The sequence below is a fragment of the Intestinibacter sp. genome, assembly GCF_051866655.1.
Lineage (GTDB): Bacteria > Bacillota > Clostridia > Peptostreptococcales > Peptostreptococcaceae > Intestinibacter.
The window spans coordinates 1-11,507 of record NZ_JBJDXL010000479.1; the positions used below are offsets into that span (position 1 = coordinate 1).

12 protein-coding genes are annotated in these 11,507 nt (G+C 29.7%); 2 read left to right on the plus strand and 10 right to left on the minus strand.

Annotation, left to right across the window (positions count from 1 at the left end):
- Positions 1-483: TerD family protein (locus ACI3VO_RS14335; protein WP_439758570.1), on the minus strand; the 483-nt coding region annotated here is incomplete at its 3' end.
- A gap of 196 nt (positions 484-679) precedes the next feature.
- Between ACI3VO_RS14335 and ACI3VO_RS14340 the strand changes: the two genes are divergently transcribed.
- The gene (locus tag ACI3VO_RS14340) at positions 680-1,339 is read left to right on the plus strand and encodes a Fe-Mn family superoxide dismutase (protein WP_439758571.1); all 660 of its coding nucleotides are present in this window, start codon (positions 680-682) and stop codon (positions 1,337-1,339) included.
- A 47-nt stretch (positions 1,340-1,386) separates the two neighbouring features.
- On the opposite strand, the gene ACI3VO_RS14345 is transcribed toward ACI3VO_RS14340, so the two are convergent.
- A complete protein-coding gene (locus tag ACI3VO_RS14345; RefSeq protein WP_439758572.1) occupies positions 1,387-2,034 on the minus strand; it encodes a TVP38/TMEM64 family protein in 648 nt (215 codons plus the stop codon).
- Between the two features lie 219 nt (positions 2,035-2,253).
- Positions 2,254-3,132: a mechanosensitive ion channel family protein gene (locus ACI3VO_RS14350; RefSeq protein WP_439758573.1), complete on the minus strand. Its 879-nt coding sequence runs from the start codon at positions 3,130-3,132 to the stop codon at positions 2,254-2,256.
- A gap of 188 nt (positions 3,133-3,320) precedes the next feature.
- Between ACI3VO_RS14350 and ACI3VO_RS14355 the strand changes: the two genes are divergently transcribed.
- Positions 3,321-3,707 carry a hypothetical protein gene (locus ACI3VO_RS14355; protein WP_439758574.1) on the plus strand — a complete coding sequence of 129 codons (387 nt, stop codon included), beginning with the start codon at positions 3,321-3,323 and terminating at the stop codon, positions 3,705-3,707.
- 53 nt (positions 3,708-3,760) lie between these two features.
- Here the strand turns inward: ACI3VO_RS14355 and ACI3VO_RS14360 are convergent, their stop codons facing one another.
- The 7 genes from ACI3VO_RS14360 to aspS all read right to left on the minus strand — a co-directional run.
- A complete protein-coding gene (locus tag ACI3VO_RS14360; RefSeq protein ID WP_439758575.1) occupies positions 3,761-4,912 on the minus strand; it encodes an AAA family ATPase in 1,152 nt (383 codons plus the stop codon).
- A gap of 11 nt (positions 4,913-4,923) precedes the next feature.
- On the minus strand, positions 4,924-5,673 hold the full coding sequence (locus tag ACI3VO_RS14365) for a YdcF family protein (protein WP_439758576.1): 750 nt from the start codon (positions 5,671-5,673) through the stop codon (positions 4,924-4,926).
- Between the two features lie 26 nt (positions 5,674-5,699).
- Positions 5,700-7,229 carry a cardiolipin synthase gene (gene cls, locus ACI3VO_RS14370; protein ID WP_439758577.1) on the minus strand — a complete coding sequence of 510 codons (1,530 nt, stop codon included), beginning with the start codon at positions 7,227-7,229 and terminating at the stop codon, positions 5,700-5,702.
- A 164-nt stretch (positions 7,230-7,393) separates the two neighbouring features.
- Positions 7,394-8,836 (minus strand): Asp-tRNA(Asn)/Glu-tRNA(Gln) amidotransferase subunit GatB, encoded by a 1,443-nt coding sequence (gene gatB, locus ACI3VO_RS14375; RefSeq protein WP_439758578.1) that lies wholly within the window; start codon positions 8,834-8,836, stop codon positions 7,394-7,396.
- A gap of 3 nt (positions 8,837-8,839) precedes the next feature.
- The gene (gatA, locus tag ACI3VO_RS14380; protein WP_439758579.1) at positions 8,840-10,288 is read right to left on the minus strand and encodes an Asp-tRNA(Asn)/Glu-tRNA(Gln) amidotransferase subunit GatA; all 1,449 of its coding nucleotides are present in this window, start codon (positions 10,286-10,288) and stop codon (positions 8,840-8,842) included.
- Between the two features lie 12 nt (positions 10,289-10,300).
- Positions 10,301-10,576, minus strand: a complete 276-nt coding sequence (gene gatC / locus ACI3VO_RS14385) for an Asp-tRNA(Asn)/Glu-tRNA(Gln) amidotransferase subunit GatC (protein ID WP_290691704.1) — start codon at positions 10,574-10,576, stop codon at positions 10,301-10,303.
- A gap of 42 nt (positions 10,577-10,618) precedes the next feature.
- A partial coding sequence (aspS, locus tag ACI3VO_RS14390) for an aspartate--tRNA(Asn) ligase (protein WP_439758580.1) occupies positions 10,619-11,507 on the minus strand: 889 nt, incomplete at its 5' end.

Here is an 11,507-nt window from a genome sequence, read left to right on the forward strand (position 1 = left end):
TATTTCACAAACAACTACAGCTGTTTCTATAGAGAAATCTTCACCTAATTCGTAGTTTAAAAGCTCTTCTTTAGTGTCTTCATTTACAACTCTTACATATGAATTATTTACTTGTCCAAAGTTTTGTCTTCTTTCTAAAGCCTCATGTATAGTTACAGTAAAAGCAATTTTACTTACATTAGCTGGTACTAAACTTAAATCAACCTTTATTTGTTCATCGTCTCCATCTCCTGCTCCAGTTAAATTATCTCCTAGATGTTCAATAGCTCCTGATGAATGCTTTAAATTATTGTAGAAAATAAAATCTGCATCATTATTTACTTTTCCACCTTCTCCTAATAAAAAAGCAGCTGAATCTAAGTCAAAATCAAATCCTCCATCGTATTTATTAGTATCCCATCCTAGTCCAACAACTAGATGTTTAAGCCCTGGATTTCCTTTAGTTAAACTAACTTTTTGACCTTTTGATAATGTTATTGCCATTTTTATCTCTCCTTTTAAATTTTATTAAATTTTTATACTGTTTAATATCATTATAACATAACGTATCGCAAATTTTATTACAAATAGATTGCAAAGATACATTCTATTATATATTATAAATAATTTTTGTATATTATAGATGAATTTTATAATACTTTTAACTATTTTGTAACATAATATATTAGAGGTGAATCTAATGAAAAAATTAATTTTATTTTTGTCGATATTATTATTTTGTACGACAATCGATTTAAGCTGTACATATGCTTTGAGCTCAGCTAAATTAGAACCTGTAAAGCTCGATTATTCCTTTTGCGAATTAAATCAATTTATAAACGAAACTCAATTAAAAGCTATGTACGATGAGTACACTTCATGTCTAGATAATCTAAACCTTATATTAGAAGATAATAAAGAATTTAAAGATGCATCTTTAGAAGATCTTCTAAAAAATTTAGATTCTATGCCAGAAGAAATAGCTCTAAATGTCAAATTAAACGCAGCCTCTGCAATTAATTTTGAATATTTTTTTAAAAATCTATCCGCTAGAAAAACTTCTCCAGGTGAAAAATTTCTAAAAAAAATAGATAAATCATTTACCTGCTTTGACGATTTCAAAAGAGAATTTAAAAGCTCAGCTATAAATTCAAATGCCGATTGGATTTTTTTAGCATGTAAACCTAGCGGGGATCTGTATTTAGCGACATCTAATGAAGTTTACTGTCCTATATCATTTAAACATCAAATCGTGCTCTGCTTAAACTTAGATAAAAGACTTTATTCTGATAAATGTCAATTTGTAAATAAATTTTTCGATTTCATAAATTGGGAGCAAGTCGATAAAAATATATCTTAAAATTATTAAACATCAAAATTAGAGGTTTTGAAAATAACCTCTAATTTTTATCTAACTCTCTTTTCCAGTTCTATATATTCACTATCATCTAAATCTTCTTCCTCTGTCTTAATATGTCTTTTTTCTTCTATATAATCTAAATCCTTGTTTAATTTATTACCTAGCTTCCAAGCTAAGAATACGATCAAACAAAATCCTACTATCTTCACAGGGCTAGTTATAAATCCGTATATATCTTGTCCAATATAACTTATCACTAAAAACATTATGAATTTCCCTGATAAAACTGCTGACGTAAAAGTAGTTATATGTCTCTTGCTAATAGCTGCTGCTATAGTTATCACGCATGCAGGTAAAAATGGACAAGCATAAGCTATAAACAAAAGCTTAAATCCTCTCTTATCTATCCATAAAATAGCATTCTTAACCTTTTCACTTTTAACTCTCTCAAGTAATTTCTTACTATTTCCTATTTTAGAAACTATTAAAAATAAACAAATAGTTCCTGTAACAGATCCAATCCAAGATATTAAAAATCCCTTTGCCATTCCAAACAAGGCAGCATTTGCTGTTACAATTGCAACTAATGGCAGCATAGGAACAAAGCTCTCTACAAAAGCACTAAAAAAACCTACACATATTGAAAGTATCCAGTAATCTTGCACTAAATTTAGTAAACTTTGTATGTATTCCATATTACCACGCTCCTCAGTTTTAAATTATAAAACTTTTATATCAAAGAGATCGATTTGTATTTTCAATCTCTTATAATTATGTTCTTTTATAATATGATTATACATTATTTCATGAAATTATTTATTTAAATATTACTTACAATTTCATAACAAATTTGTAATATATTTTTAAATAAAAAAAACTGGCCGATATATTTAGTATCTACCAGTTTTTTTATATTAATCTTGATTTTTATTTATTTGATTTATAAAATGTAAATCCATTTGTGGATATGGTATATCTATATTTTCCTCATCAAATCTATTTTTTACTGTCTCTAGTAAATCGAAGTATACAGTCCAGTAATCTTCAGTTTTTACCCAAACTCTAACTGCAAAATCTAATGAGCTAGCATTGTGTTCAACTAAACCTATAAAAGGCTCTGGCTTAGATAAAATTAAATTATGCTTGTCCACTATATCCTTTAACACTCTTCTAACTTTTAAAAGCTCTGTATCATATCCAACTGAGAAAACAAAATCAACTCTTCTAGTTTCTTTAGCTGTGAAATTTACCAGGCTTCCATTTGATAGAGTACCATTAGGTATCATGACTAATTTATTGTCTACAGTTGCTAAATTAGTATAAAATACTCCTATTTGCTCTACTGTTCCTTCAAATCCTGCTGCTTGGATATAATCTCCTACCTTAAAAGGTCTTAAGAAAAGTATTATAAATCCACCGGCAAAATTCGATAGACTACCTTGAAGCGCTAAACCTATTGCAACCCCTGCTGAAGCTAAAATAGCCGCAAATCCAGTCAACTCAATATCCCAATATCCTCCAATTATTATCAATAATAATAGACATTTTAAAGATATATTTATGAATGATTTTAAAAATTTAACTAGAGTAACGTCTATGTTTTTCAACTCTGCAAATTTTAAAAACTTATTAGATATTTTATTAATCAACTTAAATCCAATAATTATTACAAGTACGCCTATTATAAGCTTTACACCGGCGTTTATTCCGTCGTTTAATGCCCAGTCAGAAAGTCTTCTCATGACTGTTGAAAAAGACAGATGTTCAAAATCAATATTTGATATTTCTTCCAAAAAAATTCCCTCCTCAATACATTTTTCTCACATATCTATATATGATAACATATTTTTATAGAAAATATTTAATAAATTTCAAAATATATTTACCATTACTTACCTGTGCCATTTTCAGAATTTTAGTGCTACTATTTAGTCATAGTCAAATTAATTATACATTATTTCAAAACGAGGGGGAAATGAAAATGAAGAGATTTTGCAGCATTTGTAATGAGGAATATACAACTATAACATCAGAAACATCATCTAATTACATATATTGTGCAAAATGCGGCTACAATAAAGAGCTTGCACTAAAACACTGTATATTTGATTCTATTTTAAAATCTATCGATACTTATCTTAAAAATGTCCAAATCAAATTTATACATAATTTGATAGTAGATGTTGTATTTGAAAACAGCTTTTTAGTATTAAAAATAAATAATATTGTACTAGATAAGAAAAATTGCCCTTTTGAACTTTCAGATAGGAATGCATATTTTTTTAGAAATAGCGTCGTTTATTTAATTGAAGATAATTTATTTATAGACGGGGAGGAAATTCAATTAAATATAGATTTTTCAAATTAGAAAAATTAGAGGCTTCTGCAAAACAAAATTTTCAAAAGCCTCTATAAATAAAATCAATATCTTTCTAAAACCTGACTGTACGCCGAATCAAAATCTGATTCATATAAAATATCTCTATTGTTTTCTAAAGCAATGGAAGCTGCTATAAATAATATATCCTTAATATCAGCTCTACTTATATTTTCGTACTTCTGAGCTAAGCTCTTAGGATCTAATATAGGAGATAATTTTACATTTTCCTTAGTGCAAAACTCCCACAGCTTTTCGCGCTCGTATTCATCTGGATTTTTAAACTCCACGTTTATAAAAAACAATTTGCTAAAATACTCGTCTATTTTATCTTTATTAGTTGAAGTAAAAAATAATAAGGAGTCAAATTTTCCTATTTCTACTTTTATAGAACCCTTTATTACATTGATTAGATTGTCGTAGTACTCGCTTGAATCTACTTTTTTCTGTTTTATAAGCCTATCGCTCTCTGTGATTACGACTACAGCATTTTGTTTTTTAGCTATTTCAAATATAGCCTTTATAGTTTTCGGTATATCGTAAACAGGTATCGCCTCTATCATGTTGTAGTTGACTGTAACTATATTTTTATTTATCTCACTTGCTATACAGTGGATTACAGAGGTTTTTCCACTACCGCTTTCTCCATAGAAATTGCAAAGTATAGAGTTTGCTCCCTTTAGAGAATTTTGAATTTTTAGCTCCTCTACTATTTTTCTTTTATTTTTACTTATAGCTAGTATTCTCGAAACATTTTTTTTCATATCTTGATTTAAAAAAACCTGATCCATACTGTATCTCGGTTTTTCTATACTCATAATCCCTAAATCTACATCATCGTATGTTTTTTCTATATTTTGATACTCAATTTGATCCATTATATTTTCTTTAGAAGAAATAATTATATTCTTAGGCATGACCATATTTTCGGTAGTATTTCTTACAATAGTCCCTGCTATATCGTTTATTATCTGGTCTAAATTTTTTGAATTTAAGACGACCTCCTCGCCGTTTTCATCGCGGGCTACATTTACATCTACAGATATATCGATTATATTTTGATCATCTAATTCTATATGTTTATTTAATACCTTTTTCTTTATATCCTGATAACTTTTTTTCTTATTTACCATAGATTTTATTCCATCTATATTTGCCTTTAATTCATCCACATTTATATTAAATTTATTAAGCATTTTATTCTCCTTTAGTAATTAAACATAATATTACATATTAATGCAAAAAATTCTCTTGTATAATTTAAAGCATATAAGTAGTAGCTCGACTTTGAAGTATAAAAGCTAGTATTTTTATAGCCAGCTCTATATGAAATCAACTTACTTCTCAAGGTATGAAAGTCAGTCGTTATTATTTTTATATCTAGATTTTCTATTTTTTTACCGCTTTTTTGTTCTATTAATTTTTTAGAAAACACGAAATTTTCCTTTGTCGTAGTTGATTTATCCTCCATAAGAATTAAATCATCACTAACTCCTTTATAAACTAAGTATTTCTTCATCGCAGAAGCCTCGGTTACATTTTCTCCTCTACCTTGACCTCCCGAAACTACGATATAGCAATCGTCTTCGCTTTTATCTAAATAATCTATGCATGTATCTAACCTATCCTGTAAACTCTTGCTTATTTGGTTTTTATTTACTAATGCTCCCAAAACAATTATATAATCACAATCATTTTTTAAATTTTTCTTAGGATAAAAAATCATGCATCCCTCTACCACAAAAAACAACGCCAGTGCTATAATAAACGCCTTTTTTATAAATTTGTAAACTTTATTTTTATCATCTAAGTATTTTTTAATAAAATGGTAAAAAATACATAAAAATCCCAAAAATAAAAATATGTACTTAAACCTCAATAAAGACATTGAATTTATCAATAAAAAATAAAAAATCATCAAAAATCCAAATATCAAATCCGTATATTTTTTTATCATAAATCTTCTCCATAATCTGCTCACTACTATAATAGTGGCGCAAACAATCTTATAACTAATCTAAAGAATTTTTTAATCTTACTTGTATTTTTACATTCCTGTAAAGTAACTTTGTAGCATTTTTCAAGAGTTTTTAGGTAATCCTCCTTTATGTCCTTTATACTTTCTGTATTGTAAAGCCATACACCACATTCATAATGTAGATACAGACTTCTAAAATCCAAATTAATACTTCCAACTACTGCGTACTCATCATCTACCACAAATGTCTTTGCATGCATAAATCCAGGAGTAAACTCGTAGATTTCTATATTATCCTTTATAAATGATTCGTAGTATGATTTTGTAACTGCATGGACAAATACTTTATCTGGAATGTAAGGAGTTACTATTTTGACATCTACGCCAGATTTAGATGCTATTTTAAGTGCAGTCGCCATTTCGTTATCGATTATCAAATAAGGAGTATTTATATATATGTATTTTTTAGCTTTGTTTATTAAATTTAAATAAACAGTTTCACCTATTGGCTCGTTCACAAGTGGACTGTCGTCAAATGGGTGAACATATCCATTAGCTATATATTTTTTATCTGCAGAAGGCTTAAATCTCAGATAATTTTCATCTATATTATCTATATAGTCCCACATAGATAAAAACATTATCGTCAAGCTCCACACTGCATCTCCCTTTAGCATTATAGCAGCATCCTTCCAATAGCCATGCTTTTCGTATTCATTTATATACTCATCAGCTAAATTTATACCACCAGTAAAACCGACGTTTCCATCTATTACTGCGATCTTTCTGTGGTCTCTGTTGTTTAATCTTCTAGTAAAAAATGGCTTTATAGGGTTAAATACTCTACATTTAATTCCCTTTTTTTCTAGCTCCTTGTGGTAGTTATGTGGAAGCGTAACGAGACATCCTACATCGTCGTAAATCAGCCTTACATCTACACCTTCTCTTGCTTTTCTCTCCAAAATTTCTAATATGGAGTTGAACATCTTCCCTTCCTGTATAATAAAATACTCTAAAAAGATGAATTTTTCTGCCTTTTCTAATTCCCTTAAAAGAGCCTCGTACTTTTCTTCTCCAATTTTAAAGTAAGTAGTTTCTGTATTATTATAAACAGGGCATTTTGCGTAATCTAAAATATATTTACTCTGATTTTGAGCATATATATTTTGTTTGCCTAAATTCTCTATTATTTGATCATCTTGTTTTAGAGAATTAGTCATTTTTATATTTTGGATTACCATTTTTAATTTTTCTCTAGTGCTCAATTTATTTCCACCGTATAATAAGTAAAACAATCCTCCAAATATAGGAAAAATAAGCACAGGTATAATCCATGCGATTTTGTAGCTCGGGTTGCTCTTATTATTTATAATTACAAAAACTATCGCTATACTAAGAGTTAATGACCCTAGATAAAAATGTAGGAAATTTCCTTTATATTGAAATATAAAAAACAACAATACCGCGATTTGTATTACAAATGAGGTCGCTAAAAGTATTGCCCTTTGTACTGATCTTTTCAATAAAATATTCATAATATATTTACCTTCTTTTTACAATATAGTTATATTATTTTTTACATTTGATATAGCAAATTCGCTAATCTTTCTTATTCTCATAAATTTTATTTAAAAAAGAACCATCATATAATTTAATTATTACACAATGGTTCTTGAAAATCAATTTTTTAAGCTATTTATTAAGCTAAAGCATTTAACTTGTCGTCTATCATCTTCTTAGCAACTTGTGGGTTTGCTTTTCCTTTTGAAGCCTTCATTACTTGTCCCATTAGGAAGCCTGCAGCTTGTTTTTTACCTGCTTTGAAGTCTTCTATTGATTGAGGGTTCTTAGCAAGTACTTCATCGACTAATTTTTCAAGCTCGTCAGATGAACTTATTTGAGCAAGTCCTTTTTCTTCTATTATAGTATTTGGATCCTTGTTAGTTTCAAACATTTCTTCAAATACTTCTTTACCAGCAGTTTTACTTATTTTACCTTCTGCTATAACTTTTATTAATTCTGCTAAGTTTTTAGGTTCCATAGTTATATCTTCTGGTTCTAAACCTTTAGCATTTAGAAGTCTAAGCATTTCTCCTAATATGTAGTTGTCAACTGTCTTAGGATCTGCTCCAAGTGCTACTACATCTTCATAGAAGCTCGCTAATGTCTTATTAGCTATTATTATAGAAGCATCTTTTTCTGGTATTTTGTAATCTCTTACAAATCTTTCGCGTTTTTGAATTGGCATTTCTGGTAAGTTAGCCTTAGTTTCATCTACAAAAGATTGTTCTATTATAATTGGTGTTAAGTCTGGTTCTGGGAAGTATCTGTAATCATGAGCTTCTTCTTTTGAACGCATTGGTAAAGTTTTAGCCTTTGCAGCATCCCATCTTCTAGTTTCTTGTTTTATTTTATGTTGTTCACCATATTGATATAATTCTCTTTGTCTTTTTTCTTCTTTTTCTAGAGCTTTTTGAACTTCTCTAAATGAGTTTATGTTCTTTATTTCTACCTTTGTTCCGTATTCTTCTTGTCCAAGTGGTCTTATAGATATATTGGCATCACATCTTATTGAACCTTGTTCCATACGACAATCTGATACTTCTGCGTATTCAAGGATACCCTTTAATTGTCTCATAAATTCAGCAGCTTCAGCAGGAGAACGTAAATCTGGTTCTGTAACGATTTCTATTAGTGGCACACCACATCTATTGTAGTCTACTAATGAATATGGTTCATCTTCTAAATGCACAAGCTTACCTGCATCTTCTTCTATATGTATTCTGTTTATTCTAACCTTTACTTCTTTTCCTTCAAAATCAAATTTTACTAGACCATTGCTACACATTGGTAAATCGTATTGTGAAGTTTGGAAGTTCTTAGTTAAGTCTGGATAGAAGTAGTTTTTTCTGTCCATCTTATTGTAGTTGTTTATTGTACAATCAAGAGCAGTACCTGCTTTAATTGCAAGCTTTATTACATCTTCATTTAACACTGGTAAAGTTCCTGGAATACCTAGACATATTGGACAAGTATTTTCATTAGGTTTTTTACCGAATTCTGTAGAACAACTACAGAATATTTTTGTTTTAGTTTTTAATTCAGCATGTATTTCAAGTCCTATGACTGTTTCATATACCATATCTTACACCTCTCTATCAAATTCTAGTGCTAATTTCTTTTCAAGTTGATAAGCTACTTTATATATCTTATCTTCTGTAAATGTATCTCCTATTAATTGGATACCTACTGGAAGACCTTCTTTACTCTTTCCTCCTGGCATAGATAATGCTGGAACTGTAGCTAAGTTTATATTTATTGTGTAAATATCAGCTAAGTACATTGCAGTAGGATCTTCACATCTTTCACCTATTTTAAATGGAAGTATTGGAGATACTGGTCCAAGTATTATATCGTATTTTTTGAAGGCTTCTTGGAAGTCAGCTTTTAATTTTGCTCTGAATTTTTGAGCCTTGTTGTAGTAAGCATCGTAGTATCCAGATGATAATGCATATGTACCAAGCATTATTCTTCTTTTTACTTCGCTACCGAATCCTTCACTTCTACTTTTTTCTATCATATCGTCTACAGATGTGTAGTCTTTTGCTCTGTATCCGTAGCTTACTGAGTTGAATCTAGCTAAGTTTGAACTAGCTTCAGCAGAAGATATTATATAGTATGGAGCAAGTCCATCTTTAGTTATAGGTAGAGAAAATTCTTCAACTTCGCAGCCTAATTCTTTTAAAGCTTCTAAGTCTTTTAGTACTATTTCTTTGATTTCAGGGTCTAAACCTGCTTCTTCTATGAATTCCTTTGGTATACCTATTTTCATACCAGCTATATCTTGTCCTAAATCTTTAGTATAATCTACCTTTTCACGTCCTTTAGCAGTAGTACAGTCTAAATCGTCTTCTCCAGCAAGTACGTTAAGTAGATAAGCATTGTCTTCTACACTCATAGAGAATGGTCCTATTTGGTCAAGTGAAGAACCGAATGCTATAAGTCCAAATCTAGATACTAGACCGTAAGTTGGTTTCATACCTACTATACCGCAGAATGATGCAGGTTGTCTTATAGAACCACCAGTATCTGATCCTATTGCAAGTGGAACCATTTCTGATCCAACTGCTGCTGCAGAACCACCAGAAGATCCCCCTGGAACTCTAGTTACATCTATTGGGTTTTTAGTTATCTTCATAGCTGAATTTTCTGTAGAAGAACCCATAGCAAATTCGTCTAGGTTAGTTTTTCCTATTAATATAGCATCTTCAGCTAGTAATTTTTTGATTATAGTAGCATCGTATGGTGGAACGAAATCTTCTAGCATTTTTGATGCACAAGTAGTTTTTACACCGTGTGTACATATATTGTCTTTTATAGCTATTGGTATACCAGCTAATGCTCCTAGTTTTTCACCATTTTTAACCTTTTCATCTATTTCTTTTGCTTTTTCTAGAGCTTCATCAGTTTGAAGTAGTAGGAAAGCATCTATTTTATCTTCTTTTTTTTCTATAACATCTACGTATGATTTAACGACATCATAACTTTTTATATCGCCAGACTTAATCTTAGCTACTGTTTCTCTTATACTCATCAAAATGACCTCCTATTCAATGATTTTTGGCACTTCTATAGCAGTGTCTCTCATTGTTTTTACATTTCTAAATAAGTCTTCAATTTCACATTTTTTAGGTATATCTTTTCTAGTTACTGAAACTGTTGGTCTTTCAACTACAACATCGTCTAAGTCTAGAGCATCTAGTGTTTTGAATTGCTCTAATATATTTTCAAATTCCTTTGCAAATTTTTCAGCTTCGTCTTCTTCAAAATGAAGCTTAGCTAACTGTGCAATATATTTAACTTGATCCTTACTAATTGCCATAATATCCATCTCCTTTTTATTTTATTAGTATTATATCTTATTTTATGGAGTTAATCTTTTCATGTCTCTTGGTACTAGTGTAGCTTCTCTTATGTTTGAAAGTTTTAATATTTTCATAGTAAGTCTTTCTAAACCTATTGCAAATCCTCCATGTGGTGGCATACCGTATTTAAATGTGTCTAGGTAGAAATCAAAATCCTCTGGTTTTAATCTGAATTTGATTATGTTTTCTTTTAACATTTCATAGTCGTGTATTCTTTGTCCACCTGTAGTTATTTCAAGACCATCGTATATTAAGTCGAAGCTCTTTGTAAGTGTAGGATCTTCGTCATCAGGCATAGTGTACATAGGTCTCTTTGCCACTGGATATTTAGTTAAAAATACAAATTCTGTTCCGTATTTTTCTTTTACGTATTTACAGATTAATTCTTCACCTTTTGCATCTATATTTCCTATTGGTGATTTTTTACCGTATTCTTCAAGTAATATTTTGTGAGCTTCTGCTAAAGTTATTCTTGGTATTTTAACTTCATTTGGAAGATCTATTTTGTACATTTCTAATTCTTTTTTGCAAACCTTATTTAAATGTTTAAATAAGTAATCTAAGAAGCCTTCTTCTAAGTCCATAAGCTCGAATTCATCTTTTATGAATCCCATTTCTACGTCTAAGCTCACGTATTCATTTAAATGTCTCCAAGTATTGTGAAGCTCAGCTCTGTATGCATGTCCTATTTCGTATACTCTTTCAAATCCAGCCCCTACCATCATTTGTTTGTAGAATTGTGGTGATTGAGCTAAGAAAGATCTTCTGTCAAAGTAGTTTACTGTAAACATTTCAGATCCACCTTCTGTAGATGAGTCTATAATTTTTGCAGTATGTATTTGTTCGAAGTTTTTAGATCTTAGATAATCTCTAAAAGCTTGTTCTATT